Here is a 20,782-nt window from a genome sequence, read left to right as displayed (position 1 = left end):
CAAAATGCACAACGGGTTAAAGATAGTAAAATCAAATTAAAAAATAGATTCAACAAAAAAGCTAACCAATTCGGTTAGCTTTTTAATTTTTTTCTAAAAAATTTTTAATCCCTTTTATATTTTTCTTTGTAAGTGTCAAATGCTTGCATCAAATTTTCTTCAATAGCTTTTGGCATTCTGCGCGTCGCTTCAAATTCATTTGATGAAAGTGATTTGAATTCTGAAAGTGTTGGTATTAATTCAATCGAATTAACTAACATTTCAATTTCTGTTTCATATTGACGATTAGCCAAAGAATGAAACGTATCATTCCCGTAAACAGGAACATATTGTTGTTCAATCAAAAAGCCAGCATCGGCTTCTGTGTCTACAAAATGAGTTGTAACACCAATTTCGACTCCTTTTGTGATTGCCCATTTTAATGAATCTAAACCTCTTGTCAAAGGTAAAAAACCTGGGTGTGTATTGATAATTTTATGATTGTCAACCAACTCATCTGGTAATAATCCCGCACCTGCAATAATTACATATTCAGCTTTATAATCGTTTAATTGATTATTCAACGTTTCAGCAGTTGTCAAATCGAAATTATAACCAAAATTATTACAGTAATCATCTAAATTTACTTGAATCGCTTTACTTGGACGATGTTGATAAATTGGTTTGAACGGATTTTCTCTTTGTACAAAAGGCAAAGCAAATATTTTTACATTTTGATAACCTTTAGCTTTTAATCCGTGCAAAACATCTTGTGTTTTGCGATGAGGAGTATTGTAAGAAATTACCGCTATTTTTGGTTGAGCTGCCATGCTTATTTAATCAAATATTTTTTGTGATAATCAACAACATTATCAATTGGTTTTCTAATAATATGACCAACTGTTAAGTGATATTCTGCCGCAACTGAACGAATAACATCTTCGTAAATATGAGCAATTGAACCAATAAAATTTAATTCAGAATGACGAGCTTCTTCGTAAGGCATAATTTGATATTCGATAAAAGAAGACATCGCATCATAAATAATTTTCTGAATAAATGGATCATTTTTATGTTCAACAACAAATTTATTGAAAGAAGCTAAATATGTATTTGCAAATTTATTTTGGTACACATTTTTATTTAACTCATCTACAGATAATTTATAATAATCATCAAAAGCTTTTGCTAAATGTGGAGGCATTTTTTTTGTATAAAAAGCGCGTAATACACGTTTTCCTAAGTCATTTCCAGAACCTTCGTCTCCTAAGATATAAGCTAAAGATTTTGTTTCTTCACGCATTGTTGTTCCATCGAAATAACAAGAGTTAGAACCTGTTCCTAAGATACAGACCATTGCAGGTTTTCCCATGTAAGTGGCATAACAAGCGGCTAATAAATCATGGTCTATTACAAATTCAGCATTTGTAAAGAAGTTTTGTAAACCTTCTTTAACAACAGCATGCATTGTTTCGCTGGAAGTTCCAGCACCATAAAAAAAGATTTTTGCGAAATCATTTGCAACAGGTGCAAAATCTTCATTTTTTTGTAATTCAGTCGTAATATCTTCTGCTGTTACAAAATACGGATTAAATCCAATTGTACTTGTTCTAAAAACTTCATTAAGGTCGCTATCTAAAATTACCCAATCCGTTTTAGTAGAACCACTATCTGCTATTGCAATCATTTTTTTGTTTTGATATAATTGAAGAGTGCTAAAATAGTATTCTTTTAACAATGCACATAAAAAAACGCCCGAAATTTCGGACGTTTTCAAATTTTTTTTTTAGTGATCATGGTCGTAATCTTCACCTACAACGATTTCGATAAAAGATTGCGTTTGATTTCCAGCGCGATCAATTAAGAATAATCCTAAGTGATAATGTCCTTCCGTAATTCCTTCTGTAGGAATATTTACTTTATGACTTAATGTGTGCTCAGTTTTTCCTGCTGGAATAGCTTCTTCTGCATCATACGTCCAATTAACATTTGCTGTTCTGTGTTGATGACCATCTTCTGCGGAATGAATTTCAATTTTTACCGTTCCCAATTCTACATTGTCTTTCAAAATAGCATCAATTGAGATGGTTTCGCCTAAATGAAATTCATCGTGGTCTTTAGGTGCAATCAAATTAATTTCAGGTTTTGTTGTATCTAATGAAGAATCATCTGATGAACAAGATGTAATGAATAATGCTGATAATGTTATAAATGAATAGTTTAAAATTGAATTTTTCATTGTTTTATTTTTTTTGAATTGAATATTATTTTTTTAAGATTTTGGTTGATTTATTAATAAACAAAATCCTGAGGCGGACCTCGTGTAAAATGATATTCAATTGTAGAATGTTTAATTTTTTCTACTTGTTCAAAACTTTCTTTACTGTAAAATTCTTCGTTCGGTTTTGATTCTATTTTTGGTTCATCATGCGTGTCAATAAAGACAGAGTAATAGGTGAAATGATTACATTGATGATGAATAATTTCTTTCTTTTGATTCGAAAAATCTTGTGAATGATCGATTAAAGAAAAATGTAATTGATTAAAAGTTGGAATCGAAAAAAGAATAATACTAAAGAAAAGTCCAAAAATAGGATGTTTCTTTTTCATGTATCAACTATTTTCCGAACGGAATTCCTAACATAATTTGTATGTTTCGAGCTTGTTCTGGTAATTGCAATGCACGATAAAAACTGGTGTGATTGTAATAGTTTTTATTGAATAAATTAGAAACCTGAACACTTAAATTTGCACTAAAATTATTGAATTTAAGTTTCGTTTTTCCTCCAATTCCAACCAAGAAATAACTTGGAGTGATATCTTCATTTTGTGCAATTTTATCTTGCTCAAATGTATATTTTCCATTTGCAAAAAAGCTCAAACCTTCTAAAAATGCAATATTTTGATTGATTTTATAATTAATTTGTCCAAATAAATTATTTGCAGGAGTGAAAGGAAGATAATTTCCGAATTTTTTATTTTCCGTAATTTGTCGATTGTATAAATATTCGTACACAAGATTTGCATCAAAATTTTCGTTGATTTTCTTACGAACTTCAAATTCAAAACCAGTCAACAAAGCTTTGCTTTGTGTATATTGATAAATTTGTCCACCATGAGGAAGAATCGAAAATTGTCCCGAAGGTTTCAAGAAAATATAATTGCTGAAATAATATAAATACGGACTTAGCGAAATATTCCAATCATTTTTGTGAAAAACAGATTTGAAATCTACAGCAATTCCTTTTTCTATATCAAGATTTTCGTCACCTCGTTCATGTCTAAAACTACCGTGATGAATTCCGTTAGAACCCAATTCTATAGCGGTTGGTAAACGGAAATTTGTTCCAACATTCAAGTTGAAATCCCATAAATCATTTGGTTGAAAAGTTGCACCAATCATTCCGTTTAAATTACTGAAACTACGATCGATTGATTTGCTACGATTTGCATAATAATCTGCAATGCCTTCAGAATTACCTTTTTCAATCAAATAATTGTAAAGAAATTCATCAAAATAACCTTCCGATTTGAACGTCGAATAATCGTAACGTAAACCAGCAGTTACTTTCCAACGATTTCCTTTTTTGAATTCTTCAATCAAAAATCCGCTAAAAATATTTCGGTCATATTTTGGTAATAAATAATTGTAACCGGCAATATTATTGGCTTGTAATTGCGCTTGTGCGCCAATTATTGTTTTGAAATTTTTGCTATGATTATGTTCAAATTTTAATTGAGAATCATACGTTGATAAATTAAAATCTAATTCTAAATCAGGATTTTTTGTTGGAACTGGTTGATTTGCATAATGTGTGTGAAATGAACTAACTTCTTGTCGACGATTGTTTTGATAACTTGCTAAAAATTTTAAAACGTCTTTTGAATTTAAACGAAATTCATTTTCGGAAATTACTTTAAAATGATTCACTTTTTGATAAGGAAATTCGATATTTCTATAATTTCCATCATCTTGAAGTCTATCTACAGAAGGAATTCCGTGTGAACCAGGAAAGAAACCGATTTTCTGATTAACGTTAGAAACCGTTAAAATTGAACGAAATTTCTCACCAATATAACCTGTTTGTATTTCAGCATTCAAATCTTGTCCAGCCGTATTTTTTACACGTTTATTGTAAATTGGTAAATAGCGATTCAGGTAATAAATGCGATCGGTAGTCGTTCTGTAGTCTGCATAATCAGAATAAGAACCTTTTATTTTATAGAAAAAATGATCGTTACGAGATTTCAAATTAAATCCAATTCCGTAATTATCATTTATTGATTGATATAAAGTTTTTGCTTCTCCAGAAAGTGAATGTTTCGCTGGTAAATTGTTATTGTTAATCTTGATAACTCCAGCAATAGCTTCATTTCCGTACTCCAAAGCCGCAGGCCCTTTTATCACTTCGACATCTTCAACATTTAGCGCATCAATCTCCAAACCATGATCGGCTCCCCATTGTTGTCCTTCTTGTTTTACACCATTTTCAGCAACAATTAATCGATTGAAACCAAGTCCACGAATAATTGGTTTTGAAGCTGATGATCCAATTCCAGAAGCATTAACACCTGCAATATTTTCAAGTGATTTGGCTAATGATCCTGCATAGTTTTCTTGAATATAAGATTGATCGACACGCTCTACATTAGCTGTTGAAAAATCGTGATGATGCCCTAAAACAGTAACTTCATCTAAATTATATGCTTTGTGAAAAGTAAGTGTAAAAACAAATTTTTGTTGAGAATCAAACGTAATATTTTGAGAAAAAGGTTCGTAACCTTGCTCATCAATTTGAACTTGATAATTTCCTTTGTTTAAATTCTCAATTCTAAATTTTCCTTCGGCATTTGTGTGATATTCTTCGTTGTTGAAGTATACAGTTGCGAAAGGAATTGGTTTTTGATTTTTATCTATAATTTGACCTTCGAAAATGTTTTGTGCAAACACAGTTCCGCACAATAATGTAGCCGCAATACTACATTTTATGTTGATTGACATAAATACAATAATTTAATAACGTTAAAAAAATAAGGTGGTTTTTTCTGAAATTAAATTGCGTAGGGCGGTGCTCGAAGACTTTTTTGAGTAAGTAATACAGCTTGTTTTACACGAGTTGTATAAAGTGTTTTATCTTTTTGGATAAATGATTGAGACCATTCGAATAACTCGATTTCTGAATCATTTTCTACAAAATGTTGATTGAAATGACAAATTGTACAGCTGTGATCATGTACGTTAGAGAATTTATCTTTCAACTCTTTGTGCTCTTTATTTAAAGCATGATCCAATATATGCGCAGACTGATACACTGTCATAAACAGTGAAATTGTAAGCATGATATATTGGATAAATTTTTTCATTCAGTTTACAAAAATAAGATTTTATTTCATTTCTTTCAACTCTTTCATGTTTTGTTGAAGTTTTCTTAAAAATAAAAAATAAATAATTCCATAATAAACCGTTCCTATAATCACAATAAAAGCAACAGCAGTTATTATTGCAATCCAACCATAAACAGCAGCATTATTCGCAATTGGTTGTATATCATTGGCATGTTTTGCTAAATAAATAGATTGGCCTAATTCGTAATAGAATGGGGCAGAGGAAACAATTAAACTTAAAACGGTGAAAAGAATAAACAAGTTCACCAATCGACGAAATGAAATAATGTTTTTCATCAAATCGACAACAGATTGATTAAGATCTATTTTCTTGAAATAACGATAAGCCATCACCAAAAATCCAAACGTAATCACAATACTAAAAACGGAAGCGATTTCGTAATTATTAATCGTTTTTTCTTCGACTAATGTTTTGACTTCATTATTAAAAAAATTTTTTCCTGAAATTAAAACATATAAATTATAGACAAGAAAAAGGATAAATTCGCAAAAAGTGAATATAAATAACCATTTTATTGTCGTTGACGATTTTTTCTTCAACATTTGAAAAATTTGATTTTGATCAAACTTTTCTTCTTCCTTTATGGAACCCCAAATTGATTTTAAGTCATCTAACTCCATTATTGTTCCATTTTAGACATTATTTCTTTCAATTTTATCTTCACTCTGTTCATCTTAACGCGTGCATTTACTTCCGAAATTCCTAAAGTTTCGGCAATATCTTTGTAAGGTAAGTCTTCTAAAAATAGCAATACCAATGCACGTTCTACGTCATTTAATAATCTAATTGCAGCATATAAAAGTGTGATGCGTTCCTCTAAAAATTCGTCTTTGTCTTCTGATTTTAAATTTAAAAATTGAGCTTCATTAAAATCAGTTTCACTCGATTTTGTTTTTTTTCTGATTAATGTAATCGCTGTGTTCAAGCTAACACGATACATCCATGTACTAAATTTTGAATCTCCTTTGAAGGAATCGTAAGAGCGCCATAATTGCAATACAATTTCCTGAAATAAATCGTCATGAGAATCCTTGTCGTCTGTATATATACGACAAACCTTATGGATAATTCCCTGATTTTTCTCGACTAATTCGGTAAATATTTTTGCTTTATTATTCAAACTATTATTCTGTTGCTCTCTATTTGTAGTAAAAAAAAGAATAATGTTACAACTAAAAAATAAAAAACCCTCTTATATTACTATAAGAGGATTAACCTAACTAACTTAAACCTATGAAAAGTTGTTCTACTTTTCTACTGCAAGTATAGAAATTAAATATTTATTAAGCAAAAAAAAATTAGAAAATTTGTTAAAATGTCTTAATTAACTAAGAATGATTCTAAACTATCGAAATCTGTTAACGAAATGATATAATTCATTGTGATTAGAGCAACGGGATGATTAAATTTGTGGAAATATCTAAAAAATTAAACGAATTGCTTTATGGCAAATGAATCATTACTAAAATCGTCGATTGGTAAGAAGTTCGCGATGGCGCTTTCAGCGTTATTTTTGATTGTGTTCTTGTTACAACATTTCGTGATTAATGCATTATCTGTTATTAATCCGAATGGGTTCAATGAAGTTTCGGCTTTCATGAGTGATAACCCTTTTATCCAATATTTAATGCAGCCTATTTTATTAATTGGTGTTGTATACCACTTTGTAATGGGGTTTGTATTAGAAGCGCAAAACAAGAAAGCGCGTGGACCAGTTGCTTATCAAAAGTACAATGGTGCTGCAAATGCTTCTTGGATGTCAAGAAACATGTTAGTTTCTGGATCTGTAATTTTAGTTTTCTTATTATTACACTTGTATGACTTTTGGGTTCCTACAATTACTGATCACTACATTGCTCCAAATCCTGAGTTTGCTCAAGGAAATTACTTTATGGATCATTTAAACCACGTTTTCACATTAGAAGGTGCTTTAAGTTTTGTAAGATTAGTAATTTACATTGTTGCATTTGTATTTTTATCATTACACTTACAACATGGATTTGCATCAGCATTCCAATCTATTGGTGCAAGACACAACAAATACACTCCAGTAATTGTTGCTTTCGGGAAATGGTATTCAATTTTAATTCCAGCAGGTTTCATTATCATCGCTGTTTACCATTTTTTTGTTAAATAATTAAATAATATCAAGAAATGAGTATATTAGATTCAAAATCTCCAGAAGGAGATATCGCACAACAATGGAGCGAACACAAAGCACACCTAAACTTAGTGGCTCCAAATAACCGTGATAAAATTGATGTTATTGTTGTAGGTACTGGTTTAGCTGGTGGTTCTGCAGCTGCTACTTTAGCAGAGTTAGGATATAAAGTAAAAGCTTTCTGTTACCAAGATTCACCTCGTCGTGCTCACTCTATTGCTGCACAAGGGGGTATTAATGCTGCTAAAAATTATAAAGGAGATAACGACTCTATCTATCGTTTATTTTACGATACAATCAAAGGTGGTGATTACCGCGCTCGTGAGTCTAACGTTTATCGTTTAGCGGAGGTTTCTGGTAATATTATCGACCAATGTGTAATGCAAGGGGTTCCTTTTGCACGTGATTACGGTGGGTTATTAGATAATCGTTCTTTTGGTGGGGTACAAGTATCTCGTACTTTCTATGCGAAAGGTCAAACAGGGCAACAATTATTATTAGGAGCTTATTCAGCAATGAATCAGCAAATCCACTTAGGGCACATCCAAATGTACAACCGTCACGAAATGTTAGATATTGTACTTGTAGATGGTAAAGCTCGTGGTATTATCGCTCGTAATTTAATTACAGGTGAAATCGAAAGACATTCTGCTCACGCAGTAGTTATTGCTACTGGTGGTTACGGAAACGTATATTTCTTATCTTCTAATGCAATGGGTTCTAACGTAACTTCAGCATGGAAAATTCACAAAAAAGGTGCTTATTTTGCTAACCCTTGTTATGTACAAATTCACCCAACTTGTATTCCAATCCACGGAACAAATCAATCTAAATTGACTTTAATGTCTGAATCTTTACGTAACTCTGGTCGTATCTGGGTTCCTAAAAAGAAAGAAGATGCTGAAGCAATCCGTGCTGGTAAGAAAAAAGCAGTTGATATCAAAGAAGAAGACAGAGATTACTACTTAGAAAGACGTTATCCTGCATTTGGTAACTTAGTTCCTCGTGACGTTGCATCTCGTGCTGCAAAAGAGCGTTGTGATGCTGGTTATGGTATTGAAGCAAATGAAACTGGAGAAGGAGTTTATTTAGATTTTACAGATGAGATCAAGAAAAAAGGTCGTGAGGTTGCTTTCGCAAACGGAGATCAAAATCCATCAGATGCTGAAATCGAGAAATTAGGTAAAAAATGGATTGAAGAGAAATATGGAAACTTATTCCAAATGTATTGGAAAATTACAGATGAGAATCCATACGAAAATCCAATGCGTATCTATCCAGCAATTCACTACACAATGGGTGGTGTTTGGGTTGACTACAACTTACAATCAACAATTCCTGGATGTTTCGTAGTAGGAGAAGCTAACTTCTCTGATCACGGAGCTAACCGTTTAGGAGCTTCTGCATTAATGCAAGGTTTAGCAGATGGTTATTTCGTATTACCTTATACAATTGCAGATTATTTATCAGCAGATATTCGTACAGGTAAAATTCCTACAAATACGCCAGAATTTGATGAAGCTGAAAAGGCTGTTAAAGACCAAATTCAACATTTCTTAAGCAATAAAGGAACTAAAACTGTAGATAGTTTCCACAAACGTTTAGGAAATATTATGTGGAACAAAGTAGGTATGGCTCGTAATGCTCAAGGTTTAAAAGAAGCGATTGCTGAAATTGCTGCTTTACGTGAAGAATTCTACCGTGATGTAAAAGTTCCTGGTGATGCTAACGAAATGAACACTGAGTTAGAGAAAGCTGGACGTGTAGCTGACTTCTTAGAATTAGGACAGTTAATGGCAATTGACGCTCTTAACCGTAATGAGTCTTGTGGTGGTCACTTCCGTGAGGAGTACCAAACAGAAGAAGGTGAAGCAATGCGTGATGATGAAAATTATACTTATGTTGCCGCTTGGGAATATAAAGGTGATGATATCAACACTGAGGTTTTACACAAAGAGGAATTAAATTACAAATATATCGAGCTTAAAACTCGTAGTTATAAATAATAAAATCATTTTGCTTGATAACAAACCTTCAAGCAAAATGTCAAAATATCATATAGAATTATGGCATCATCAAAAACAATCAGCATCACGCTGAAAATTTGGCGTCAAAAAAACGCTAATGCTCAAGGAAAAATGGAAACATATTCCTTAAAAGATGTTTCTACTGATTCTTCTTTCTTAGAAATGCTTGATTTATTAAACGAGCAATTAATAGAGGAAGGAAAAGAGCCAGTTGCATTCGACCACGACTGTCGTGAAGGTATTTGTGGTATGTGTTCTTTATTCATCAATGGAGAAGCGCACGGACCAGATAGAGGTGTTACAACTTGTCAATTACATATGCGTATGTTCAAAGATGGTGAAACGATTTACATCGAACCATGGAGATCTGCTGCATTCCCAGTAATCAAAGATTTAATTGTAGACCGTTCATCTTTCGACCGTATCCAACAAGCTGGTGGTTACATCTCTGTAAATACATCAGGACGTACAGTAGATGCAAACAATATTCCAGTAAACAAAATGCATGCAGATGAAGCGTTCGACGCTGCAACATGTATTGGTTGTGGAGCTTGTGTTGCAACTTGTAAAAATGGATCTGCAATGTTATTCGTAGGAGCTAAAGTTTCTCAATTCGCATTGTTACCACAAGGACAAGTAGAAGCTGCTCGTCGTGCTCAAAAAATGGTTGCACAAATGGATTTAGAAGGTTTTGGTAACTGTACAAATACAGGAGCTTGTGAAATCGAATGTCCAAAAGGAATTTCTTTAGATAACATTGCACGTATGAACCGTGAGTATTTATCTGCAAAAATTGTATCACAAGAATAATAACATTCTGATATATATTAAAAGAGCGACATGTTTGTCGCTCTTTTTTTGTTATAATAATTGCAAAAAAAAAGGATTTCAATCTCTTGAAATCCTTCCCAATGTCAAATTCTTTCTTCTGAATAAGTCCATTGTAACTTGTTCTTTTTAAATGATTATAAAAAAGAATTTTTATAAATAGAACAAATATCTATTGTAAATAATAAATGAAATGTACTCATATATGAGAGACTATTAATCCTATGCAATAACTATGAGCAAAATCGATTTAAAAAGAACGTCTAGGGAAAAAAGGATTTCAATTTCTTGAAATCCTTCCCGAAATTTTTGATAATGATTTGAATTAATTTTCACCTTATTATGAAAATTCTCTGTCGGCTTAAAAATTTCGTTATTTTGTGGAAAAACAACTATTAATTTTAATGTTCTGTTTCAAAACAACTAAAGTATTTTGAAGTCCTGAACGAATAATTATTAATTCCTTGATGTAAAATTAATGACAAAAATCATGTTTTGCAAATTATTTCAGATTAATTTTAAAAGTTTAACACATCAATAAATCTATTTAGAAATAAAAAATCCAGCACATTATGTGCTGGATTTTAAGTTTAAGATTACTAAAATATAGTGTTCTGAGATTATTTAATGTTCTTAAAACTTCTATTGATAAAATTTGTTAATTCTTTACCTTTTAACAAACCTTGCGATAATTTTGCTAGATCTAATGCTTGATTAATCAACGCTTCTTTTTCTTCTTTCGAATCTTTAGCTAAAATTTCTGTTGCTAAATCCGAGTTTGCATTCACAACAACATTATACATTTCAGGGAAATTACCCATTCCAAACATCCCAGCTCCGCCAGAAGCTTGCATATCTTTCATACGACGCATAAATTCTGATTGCGTAATGATGAAAGGTGCATCTGTTCCAGATAAATCTTCTAATTGAATTGTATATGATTTATTGTTGATTGATTCTGTGATTTCAGTTTTCAATTTTTCTTTATCATCATCAGATAATTTGGAAATTTTAACTTCATCTTTTTCAATCAAATTATTGATATGATCCGCATCAACACGAACAAATGTTACATTTTCTTTTGTAGATTCTAACTTCTGAATCAAGTGAGAAGAAATAGGAGAATCTAATAAAATTACTTCGTAACCTTTTTCTTTCGCAATTTGTATGTATTGATCTTGTCCATCAACATCAGACGCATAAAGAATTACTAATTTTCCGTCTTTGTTGGTTTGATTGTCTTTAATCGCAGTATTTAATTCATCCCAAGTAAAATATTTACCATCAACTGTTGGATACAATGCAAATTTGTCAGATTTTTCGAAGAATTTATCTTCCGAAATCATTCCATATTCAATTACAACTTTAATATCGTTCCATTTTTGCTCGTAATCTTCACGATTTTGATTCATTAATGAAGACATTTTATCCGCCACTTTTTTCGTAATATGTGCCGAAATTTTCTTCACAGCTCCATCAGCTTGTAAGTACGAACGCGAAACATTCAATGGAATATCTGGAGAATCTATCACACCACGTAATAACATCAAGAAATCAGGAACAATTCCTTTCACTTCGTCTGTTACAAATACTTGATTTTGGTATAATTGAATACGATCTTTATCAATATTGATGTTGTTTCCTAATTTTGGGAAGAATAAAATTCCAGTCAAATTAAATGGATAATCAACATTTAAGTGAATATGGAATAAAGGTTCTTCGAATTGCATTGGATACAATTCTCTGTAGAAATTTTGATAATCTTCGTCAGACAATTCTGATGGCGCTTTTGTCCAAGCCGGATTTGTATTATTGATAATATCATCAACTTCGATTTCCTCTGGTTTAGCATCTTCAGCAGCACCTTCTGGTAAAGGAAGTGTTTCTTTTTTCGTTCCAAATTTGATCGGAATTGGCATGAATTTATTGTATTTATTCAATAATTCACGGATTTTCCATTCGTCTAAAAACTCTTTCGAATCTTCAGCAATGTGTAAAACGATTTCAGTTCCACGCTCGGTTTTATCCGAATTTTCTAAGGTAAATTCAGGAGAACCATCACATGTCCAATGAACTGCTGGCTCGTCTTTGTATGATTTTGTAATGATTTCTACTTTATCCGCAACCATAAATGCAGAATAAAAACCTAAACCAAAATGTCCGATAATTCCGTCTGCATCTTGGTGTTGATTAATAAATTCTTCTGCACCAGAAAAAGCAACTTGATTGATGTATTTTTCAACTTCATCAGCTGTCATTCCCAAACCTTGGTCAATAATATGTAAAGTATTATCGTCTTTATTGATTTTTACTTCAATTTTTGGATTTCCGTATTCTACTTTTGCATCACCAATACTTGTTAAATGCTTTAATTTCAGGGTTGCGTCAGAAGCATTCGAAATCAACTCACGCAAAAAGATTTCGTGATCGCTGTATAAAAACTTCTTAATTAATGGAAAGATATTCTCTACCGAAACATTAATATTTCCTTTATTCATCGTTATTGTATTTTTTATTTTTAATAATTAGTTTTTCTTGTAAATAGTCTAAATCATGAGATTTGTAGACGGAATGTAAATTTCAAAAGATATTCCAAATGAAATTTTTCTGACATTTTGTCGTAAAATAGATCATGAGAACTGCTTATAATTGCTTAATTTTCGTTCAAATTTAGAAAGATGAAATTCGGAAAAGTAGAAAACCCAGAATTGGTTGATTTTACATTGCCAAAAACGCCAAAAGAAACGATTGATTTGTTGAATAAAGTTGATAAATCAGATAATTTCGAAGTATATGTAGGCTGTGCAAAATGGAATAAGCAAGATTTGAAGAATTTTTATCCGCCTAAAACAAAAGATGAATTGAGTTATTATTCAACGCAATTTAATAGTATCGAGTTAAATGCGACATATTATCGTTCGCCAAGTAAAGAAAATGTCGAAACTTGGGTAAATAAAACTCCAAAAGATTTTAAATTTTTCCCGAAAATTCCACAAAGTATTAGTCATTATGGACGATTGCAAAATGTGACAGATAAATTGAATCAATATTTGGATGCAGTTGCGTTATTTGAAGAAAAATTAGGAATGATTTTCTTACAAATGCACGAAAATTTTGCTCCAAAAGATTTTGAAAAATTAGAAAATTTCATTCAAAATTTTCCGAAAGGTTATCCGTTAGCTGTAGAACTTCGTCATGAAGATTGGTTTTCGAACGAAGAAAATTTTAATCGATTGGTTTCGTTATTAGAAAAGCATAACATTTCAAATATTATTGTTGATACAGCGGGTAGGAGAGATATGGTGCATATGCGATTGACTTCGAATGAAGCTTTTGTGCGTTTTGTTGGAGCAAATATTCCATCTGATTACGAGCGTTTGGATGAATGGATTGAAACAATTAAACTTTGGAAAGCAGAAGGTTTGCAGAAATTGTATTTCTTTATTCATCAAAATTTAGAGTTAGAATCGCCAATGTTAGCCAAATATTTTATTAAGAAATTAAACAATGATTTAGATTTAGATATTCGTGGTCCACAAGATGAATTGACGTTGTTTTAAGTGAAAATTAGCAAAAATAATTCTTTAAACCTCGATTGTTTCCACTAATTTTGCAGAACAAATAAAACAAAAGATTCTTCTCAATTATGAAACAATTTACTTCGGTTTATGATGTAGAAAACATCGACGAATTACTAAAAACAGCCTTAGAAATTAAAGCAAATCCTTTTGCTCAACAAGAAGTTGGTAAAAATAAAACAGTTGGTTTAATTTTTTTTAATCCAAGTTTACGTACACGTCTAAGTTCTATTAAAGCGGCTTATAATCTTGGAGCAAATGCTTGGGTTTTGAATGCTGGAGCAGATTCTTGGACATTGGAAATGGCTGATGGTGCTGTGATGAACGGAGATTCGCAAGAACATATCAAAGAAGCAATTCAGGTAATGAGTGCGTATTGTGATGTTTTAGGCGTTCGTACTTTTCCGAAATTAGTAGATCGTGATGAAGATTATAACGAAATCATGTTCAATAAAGTAAAAGAATTATCTTCTGTTCCTGTTGTGTCTTTGGAAAGTGCAACATTACATCCATTACAATCTTTTGCTGATTTAATTACAATTGCAGAAAAAACGGGTTATACGCCTGGGACAAAACCTGAAAAGAAAGTGAAAGTTGTGATGACTTGGGCGCCGCATCCACGTCGTTTGCCACAAGCTGTTCCGAATTCTTTTGCGCAATGGTTTTCTAAAGTAGATTGGGTAGATTTTACAGTTGTACAACCAAAAGGTTTGGAGCTAGATCCAAAATTTACTGATGGAGCAACGATTGCTTATGATCAAGATGAAGCGTTGAAAGATGCTGATTTTGTCTATGCAAAAAACTGGTCTTCTTATGAAAATTATGGTCAACCGAATGATGGTGATAAGGATTGGGAAGTGACAATGGATAAAATGAATTTGACAAATAACGGAAAATTTATGCATTGTTTACCAGTTCGTCGCAATGTAGTAGTATCTGATGAAGTTTTAGATTCTGATCGTTCTATCGTAATTGATGAAGCAACGAACCGAATTTTCTCAGCTCAAACCGTTTTTCACGAGATTTTGAAAAATAAGTAGTAAACTACAATTAAAAAAGGCTTAAAAATTAATTTTTAAGCCTTTTTTAATGATATTATTTCTCACTAAAGTCCAACATGAATATCTTTCGTAGTGGCTTCTTTTTGAGAAGTTTTATATTTTGAATCATAGTTCCAAATAATCTTATCTGAAATGGTTTTTCCATTAAGATTAGTTTCTGCAATGATTATGTTTTCACCTTTTTGCAATTGAACATTTTCAGCAACGAAATGAATCTTATTATAGCCATTTTTTACATTTTCAATCTTTTTACCATTTACAGTTAACGTTGGCGTTCCTTGATTAGAGAAGATTGTAACAGTTGTAAATTCATTTCCTCTATTTACCATTCTACGTTGCGTTAAATAAACAACAGGTTCTTTGCTCCAATTTGCTTTATACCAATAAAAAGGATCTTTTTTAATTTTTCGATCAAACGAAACCAAACCTTTGAAATTTCTTGGATTAACATTTAATCGTGTAATAGGCGTTGCAAAATCGAAAGTATTCCAAACATAAGATCCCAAAAATATTGGATGTTTTTCTATTGTTGCCCAATGAACAATATGAAATTTAGTTGCAAATTCTTCTGGAAAAAATGCAGGATCACTCCATTGATTTCCATAGTTCCCAGCAACTTCAACTTGATCTTCAGGTTTTGCTTCTGCGCCATATTCAGAGAAAATGATTTTGTAATCTTTGAATTTTTTCGAAATTTCATTCGCCCAAGTTTCAACATCTTCTTTGTCTGTCAAATTTTCTACTTCGCCATTGTACCATCCAAAATAATGATTAATTCCTTGTATATCCGCATTATTATTAACTGGATGATCGACCACATTATAACCACTTACTTGTACTGTATAACGATCAGAATCTTCTGTTTTAGCTAAGTCATTTAGCTTTGTTGTCAATTCGATGGTGTAATTATTTGGCGAATAAACTTCATTGTGTAATCCCCAAGTGTAAATAGATGGATGATTGTAATTTTGACGAATCAACTCTTTTAATTGTTGCATTGCATTATTTTCTTCCAAGGTTGTAACCTGATTCACAAACGGAATTTCTGCCCAAACAATCAATCCTAGACTATCACATTTCGAGTAAAAATAATCAGATTGTTGGTAATGAGCTAATCGAATAGAAGTTGCACCAATTTCTTTTATAATTGCTAAATCTTCATCGTGATCTTCATTTGATAAAGCCGAACCTTTTCCCCAGCGATCTTGATGTCTTGTCACGCCATAAAGCGGATATTTTTTGTCGTTTAAGAAGAAACCTTCGTTCGCTTTTAGTTCAAATTTACGAATACCCAAAGGTTGTGTTACTTCATCTAAAACTTGATTATTTTGTTTGATTTGTGTCACTACTTTATATAAATATGGATCTTCTAATCCATTCCATAAATGTGGATTATTAACCTTAATATCTTGAATAATTTCTTGTCTTCCTTGTGGTGATAGAGTGTAAGGAGTGCTGATAGACTTTACAGTTTTATTGTTATGATCGATGATCGAAGTGAAAATTTCGATGTTATTTGTTTGAGCTGATTTATTATCAACTTTGACTTTAAGATGAATATCAGCCGATTTTTTACTAACATTTTTCTGAGAAATAAAAATTCCAGCCGAAGCAAAATCATTTACAGCAATATTGATAGGATCAGTAACAATTAACGAAACAGGACGATAAATTCCGCCATAAACAGGAATAAAACATGATTAACAGGAATAATTGCTGGATTTTCTTCGTTATTAGCTTTAACCAAAATTTCATTTTCTTGATCAAATTTTAACATTCCTGTCAATTCCAAAACAAAAGCAGAATATCCACCTTGATGACGACCTACAAAATTATAATTTCCGTTGTTTACATCACTTTGATAGCTTACTTTGTTCTTATTTTGAGTTGATTTTAAAGGAGAATTATTCATGTAAACTTCTGCATTTGCTCCAACACCTTCAAATTTGATAAAGATTCGTTTACCTTTCCAGTTTGTTTTTGGCGTAAAAGATTTTCTGTAATACGAATCACCCACATAAAAACGCTCGTTTGTACTATAAAAACCAGGTGTAACTTGGTTCGTTTGCATATCAGTTGCATTCCATGTATGTGGAACTTGAACCAATTGCCAATCGCCTTTGAAGATAGAATTGTAATTAATTTCTGCAGTGGTAAATGGCCCTTTTTTAAAGCTCCAATTAGAGTTGAAGTTTACTATTTCTCGTGCATTTACTATTTGTAAACCGATAAAGAGTAAAATTAGAGATGTTAAATTTTTCATGTGAGTTTTGATAAGCAGTAAAAATAGTAATTTCAAAAATGTAGGCAAAAAAGAAAGCCACTCGATTTGAGTGGCTTTTCTACTTATTTTGAATAGATAAATTATTTATCTAAAACTTCCATATCAAAATATAAAGTTGCATTTGGTGGTACAACACCTCCAGCACCTCTTGATCCGTAACCTAATTCGGCAGGGATAATTAAGAAAACTTTAGAACCTCTGTTGAACATTGTTAATGCTTCCATCCAACCTTGGATTAATCCTGTAACACCAACTGTTGCGTCTAGTGGTTGATTGCGATCGTAAGATGAATCTAATTTTTCACCATCATTTAAACGTAAAGTATAATGTACTTGAATTGGATCTCCTTGTACAGGTTTTGCTCCGTTTCCTTCTTCTAAAATTACATATTTTAATCCAGAAGGAGTAGTTTGCGCTTTAGCCTCTAATTCTTTTTGACGAGCAATTTCAGCATCTTTTTCAGCTTTTGCTTTCGCTTCAGCTTCAGCTTGTTTTTTTGCATGATTTGCTTTTGCAGTTTCAAAAGCTTCTCCACCGTTATATTTGGCATATTTATCACCTTTACGAGCGATTTCTACTTTCTCAATCACAACTGGAACAACTGGTTTGTCATCTCTTGTTTTTTCTACATTAGCAATAGAATCTACAACTTCTAAACCTTCTACAACTTGTCCAAAAACAGTGTGTTTACCATCTAACCATGGAGTTGGAACCTCTGTAATGAAGAATTGAGACCCGTTTGTTGCTGGTCCTGAATTTGCCATAGATAAAACACCTTTTTTATCGTGTTTTAATGTTGCATCAAATTCATCTTCGAAATCGTAACCAGGTCCACCTGTACCTCTTCCGTCTGGATCACCACCTTGAATCATGAAATCTTTGATTACACGGTGAAAAATGATTCCATCATAAAAAGGAATTCCTTTTGCTTTTGCTTTATTTTCTTTTGTACCTTCTGCTAATCCTACAAAGTTAGCAACAGTCATTGGAGCTTCTTCTTCGTATAATTTGATTGTCATTGCACCATGATTTGTTGTCATTTTTGCATACAATCCGTCTTCTAAACTTTTAAATTCTTCTTTACTCATCGATTTTGGAATTTTAACGCCACAACTAACAAGAGTAGTGATGACAGTTAAGATTAATAATATTTTTCTCATTTTAACTTTACAGTCTTTGTGTTTATTAGTGTTTTTTTATTTTTAAAACTTTTACATCCATAATAATAGGCGAGTCTGGAGCAATTTTTTGTGTATCACCATAACCTCCATAAGCTAAAAACGAAGGTAATAATAATTTAGCAGTTTCACCTTCAGGAATTAATTGCAAACCAGCTTGTAAACCTCTCACAATATCAGCTTTTCCTAAAATTATTTTCTGAACTTTATTATCGTTAAACGAATATAAAATATTGTTTTCGAGATCAGTTACTTGATATTCAAATTCGATGTAGTCTCCATTATTTGCTGTAGAAGCTGTTCGTTGACCACTATTTGAAATCCAAAAGCCCGAACTCGTTTTAACAAATTTTAGGTCAGATGTTTTCATATAATCATCAAACCATTGTAATTCTTCTTGATGCAATAATTTTCCACGTTCTTGCGAACGTTTCATAAAATCGTCATTGGAATATGAAACGGGATATTGTATGACTTTTTGATCACAACTCATTAACGCAAAAACAGCGAAAGTGAATAAAATAACTTTTTTCATTAGATAACGATACTAGCTAATTTTTCTTGATATTCTGGTAAAAGGGATTGGAAATAAGCAATTGTTTCTTCCATATTCATATCCGAACGACCTCCAGAAGCATTCATATGACCGCCGCCATTGAAATGTTTGCGAGAGAATTCATTCACATCAAAATCACCTTTCGAACGTAACGAAATTTTAATGAAATTATGATGTGTGTCTTCAATAAAAATTACAGAAAAGATAAAATTTTCTACACTCAAACCATAATTTACAAAACCTTCTGTATCTCCTTTTTGAAAACCATTTGCTAGTAAATCTTCACGTTTTAAAAACATGAAAGCTGTTCGATATTCTGGTAAAAAAGTTAGATTATTTAGAGTTAATGATAATAACTTTAATCGTCCTTGTGTTTGTGAATCGTTTACATAAGAAGTAACTTTATCTACTTCTACACCTTTATCAATTAACTCTGCTACAATTCTATGCGTATCTGCCGATGTATTACGAAAACGGAATCCGCCTGTATCCGTCATTATTCCAGTATAAATACATTCAGCAATGCCTTTATCAATTTTATCCAAATCATTCATCGCTTCGATAAAATTATAAACCATTTGACAAGTCGCAGGCATTTCGATATCCGAATACATAAAATCAAATGTATCTGGTTCACGGTGATGATCGATTAATATTTTTGGTGCTTTCGAACGTTCAACCCAGTTTCCTAAGTCGTCAATTCGTTTTACAGTATTAAAATCTAAGATAAAAATCAAATCAGCTTGATGTATAATTGCTTCGGCAACTTTTGGTCGGTAATCTGCAATTACAATCTCTTTTGCTGAAGGCATCCATTTTAGGAACTTAGGAAAATCGTTTGGTGAAACAATGTTACACGTGTGTCCTAATTTATTCAAATAATGAAACATCGCCAATGTAGAACCTATCGCATCTCCATCAGGATTTTTGTGCGGTAGAATTGCAATTTTCTTTGGTGTTGATTTTAAAAGAGTTTTTAACTCTTCGAAATTTGTCATTTGCATAGTTGCAAAGATAAACAAACAAGTGAAATTGTAAATTGCTTTGAAGAAGAAAACTGCAAATTTTAGATGAATTATTTATTTTTTTTTGAATTGATTAATGGGAATAAAAAAATAAAAACCTTTGTAAACTAAAATTCAGATTTAATTTTTTAACAAAAATACTAATTAGCTTTAAGCTCTTTCTACTAAGCAATTATAACAACCAGGTCTTGCGTTGTGAATATGAATGTATTCGACTTCTTGGTTTTCTAAGATTTCATTTAATTTTTCTTTTAAATAATCTCCTTTTATTGCATCAGCAAAAATCATTATTGAATTCTTGTTGTAAGCACGAATAGACAAAAACCGATGGTTAAACATTATTGGAATTTCATTAATAGAAGATTTATAAGTTTGTGCGTTTTTACTTATAAAAATAGGACCAGATGCCTTGTAAGGAGAGTTTACCGAATGATGTTCAAAATTAAGTAGAATAACTTCTTCTCCAACTTGCACATCTGTTAAACTAACTCGGCAAGGATATCCTGGGAATTTATCTACAATCATTCTCGAGATATTTTGTTTTGACAATTCCTTATCACTTAGATTAAAATAATCACTAAAAAGCTCATTATCTAAGGCGACTATTCTAAAGTTATTTTTCATTTTAATTTTATTAGATGATTGATTATAACTAATTTAAATAAAAAATAATAATTTAAATAAAATAAAATAAAATA

At 31.6% G+C, this 20,782-nt stretch carries 20 protein-coding genes; 5 read left to right on the top strand and 15 right to left on the bottom strand.

All coding sequences use genetic code 11. The features are described 5' to 3' along the window. Positions 1 to 104 precede the first annotated feature (104 nt). From B4J88_RS11180 to B4J88_RS11145, 8 genes are all read right to left on the bottom strand, one after another. Complete coding sequence (locus B4J88_RS11180; protein WP_286495224.1) at positions 105 to 809, bottom strand: formyltransferase family protein; 705 nt, start codon at positions 807 to 809, stop codon at positions 105 to 107. A gap of 2 nt (positions 810 to 811) precedes the next feature. Further along, positions 812 to 1,666 carry a BadF/BadG/BcrA/BcrD ATPase family protein gene (locus B4J88_RS11175; protein WP_221855585.1) on the bottom strand — a complete coding sequence of 285 codons (855 nt, stop codon included), beginning with the start codon at positions 1,664 to 1,666 and terminating at the stop codon, positions 812 to 814. Positions 1,667 to 1,765: 99 nt separating this feature from the next. Further along, a complete protein-coding gene (locus B4J88_RS11170) occupies positions 1,766 to 2,218 on the bottom strand; it encodes a DUF4625 domain-containing protein (protein WP_115001091.1) in 453 nt (150 codons plus the stop codon). 53 nt (positions 2,219 to 2,271) lie between these two features. After that, the gene (locus tag B4J88_RS11165) at positions 2,272 to 2,589 is read right to left on the bottom strand and encodes a hypothetical protein (protein ID WP_038337229.1); all 318 of its coding nucleotides are present in this window, start codon (positions 2,587 to 2,589) and stop codon (positions 2,272 to 2,274) included. A gap of 7 nt (positions 2,590 to 2,596) precedes the next feature. Beyond that, complete coding sequence (locus B4J88_RS11160; RefSeq protein WP_221855587.1) at positions 2,597 to 4,981, bottom strand: TonB-dependent receptor; 2,385 nt, start codon at positions 4,979 to 4,981, stop codon at positions 2,597 to 2,599. Positions 4,982 to 5,031: 50 nt separating this feature from the next. Then, a complete protein-coding gene (locus B4J88_RS11155; RefSeq protein WP_291067674.1) occupies positions 5,032 to 5,298 on the bottom strand; it encodes a hypothetical protein in 267 nt (88 codons plus the stop codon). A 66-nt stretch (positions 5,299 to 5,364) separates the two neighbouring features. Continuing rightward, positions 5,365 to 6,006: a hypothetical protein gene (locus B4J88_RS11150; RefSeq protein WP_180904712.1), complete on the bottom strand. Its 642-nt coding sequence runs from the start codon at positions 6,004 to 6,006 to the stop codon at positions 5,365 to 5,367. After that, complete coding sequence (locus B4J88_RS11145; RefSeq protein ID WP_180904711.1) at positions 6,006 to 6,506, bottom strand: RNA polymerase sigma factor; 501 nt, start codon at positions 6,504 to 6,506, stop codon at positions 6,006 to 6,008. The genes B4J88_RS11150 and B4J88_RS11145 overlap by 1 nt, the downstream gene beginning before the upstream one ends. 324 nt (positions 6,507 to 6,830) lie before the next feature. On the opposite strand from B4J88_RS11145, the gene B4J88_RS11140 reads away from it, so the two are divergent. The 3 genes from B4J88_RS11140 to B4J88_RS11130 are packed head-to-tail and all read left to right on the top strand — an operon-like array spanning position 6,831 to position 10,384. Continuing rightward, positions 6,831 to 7,523: a succinate dehydrogenase cytochrome b subunit gene (locus tag B4J88_RS11140; RefSeq protein WP_038337219.1), complete on the top strand. Its 693-nt coding sequence runs from the start codon at positions 6,831 to 6,833 to the stop codon at positions 7,521 to 7,523. A gap of 17 nt (positions 7,524 to 7,540) precedes the next feature. After that, positions 7,541 to 9,553 (top strand): fumarate reductase/succinate dehydrogenase flavoprotein subunit, encoded by a 2,013-nt coding sequence (locus B4J88_RS11135; RefSeq protein WP_286495219.1) that lies wholly within the window; start codon positions 7,541 to 7,543, stop codon positions 9,551 to 9,553. A 60-nt stretch (positions 9,554 to 9,613) separates the two neighbouring features. Beyond that, positions 9,614 to 10,384, top strand: coding sequence for a succinate dehydrogenase/fumarate reductase iron-sulfur subunit (locus B4J88_RS11130; RefSeq protein WP_038337216.1), 771 nt, complete (start codon positions 9,614 to 9,616; stop codon positions 10,382 to 10,384). A gap of 638 nt (positions 10,385 to 11,022) precedes the next feature. Here the strand turns inward: B4J88_RS11130 and htpG are convergent. Next, the gene (gene htpG / locus B4J88_RS11125) at positions 11,023 to 12,900 is read right to left on the bottom strand and encodes a molecular chaperone HtpG (protein WP_286495218.1); all 1,878 of its coding nucleotides are present in this window, start codon (positions 12,898 to 12,900) and stop codon (positions 11,023 to 11,025) included. Between the two features lie 180 nt (positions 12,901 to 13,080). Here htpG and B4J88_RS11120 point away from each other — a divergent pair, with 180 nt between their 5' ends. Both B4J88_RS11120 and B4J88_RS11115 read left to right on the top strand, forming a co-directional pair. Continuing rightward, a complete protein-coding gene (locus B4J88_RS11120; protein ID WP_291049127.1) occupies positions 13,081 to 13,962 on the top strand; it encodes a DUF72 domain-containing protein in 882 nt (293 codons plus the stop codon). A gap of 86 nt (positions 13,963 to 14,048) precedes the next feature. Beyond that, the gene (locus B4J88_RS11115) at positions 14,049 to 15,020 is read left to right on the top strand and encodes an N-acetylornithine carbamoyltransferase (protein ID WP_280051133.1); all 972 of its coding nucleotides are present in this window, start codon (positions 14,049 to 14,051) and stop codon (positions 15,018 to 15,020) included. A gap of 65 nt (positions 15,021 to 15,085) precedes the next feature. Here the strand turns inward: B4J88_RS11115 and B4J88_RS11110 are convergent, their stop codons facing one another. The 6 genes from B4J88_RS11110 to B4J88_RS11085 form a co-directional block, all read right to left on the bottom strand. Continuing rightward, positions 15,086 to 16,636, bottom strand: coding sequence for a glycoside hydrolase family 2 protein (locus B4J88_RS11110; protein WP_286495237.1), 1,551 nt, complete (start codon positions 16,634 to 16,636; stop codon positions 15,086 to 15,088). Between the two features lie 56 nt (positions 16,637 to 16,692). Beyond that, a complete protein-coding gene (locus B4J88_RS11105; protein ID WP_286495215.1) occupies positions 16,693 to 17,304 on the bottom strand; it encodes a sugar-binding domain-containing protein in 612 nt (203 codons plus the stop codon). A gap of 101 nt (positions 17,305 to 17,405) precedes the next feature. Then, positions 17,406 to 18,485, bottom strand: a complete 1,080-nt coding sequence (locus B4J88_RS11100; RefSeq protein ID WP_038331198.1) for a peptidylprolyl isomerase — start codon at positions 18,483 to 18,485, stop codon at positions 17,406 to 17,408. Positions 18,486 to 18,510: 25 nt separating this feature from the next. Beyond that, the gene (locus tag B4J88_RS11095) at positions 18,511 to 19,038 is read right to left on the bottom strand and encodes an FKBP-type peptidyl-prolyl cis-trans isomerase (protein ID WP_115000909.1); all 528 of its coding nucleotides are present in this window, start codon (positions 19,036 to 19,038) and stop codon (positions 18,511 to 18,513) included. Then, positions 19,038 to 20,063 carry a DHH family phosphoesterase gene (locus tag B4J88_RS11090; RefSeq protein ID WP_280036187.1) on the bottom strand — a complete coding sequence of 342 codons (1,026 nt, stop codon included), beginning with the start codon at positions 20,061 to 20,063 and terminating at the stop codon, positions 19,038 to 19,040. The genes B4J88_RS11095 and B4J88_RS11090 overlap by 1 nt, the downstream gene beginning before the upstream one ends. A gap of 171 nt (positions 20,064 to 20,234) precedes the next feature. Beyond that, positions 20,235 to 20,708 carry a DUF1203 domain-containing protein gene (locus B4J88_RS11085; protein ID WP_125349264.1) on the bottom strand — a complete coding sequence of 158 codons (474 nt, stop codon included), beginning with the start codon at positions 20,706 to 20,708 and terminating at the stop codon, positions 20,235 to 20,237. Positions 20,709 to 20,782: the final 74 nt, after the last annotated feature.

The organism is Empedobacter sp. UBA5036 (assembly GCF_002415215.1).
GTDB classification, from domain to species: Bacteria; Bacteroidota; Bacteroidia; order Flavobacteriales; family Weeksellaceae; genus Empedobacter; species Empedobacter falsenii_B.
This window is presented reverse-complemented; position numbering and strand designations above follow the sequence as displayed.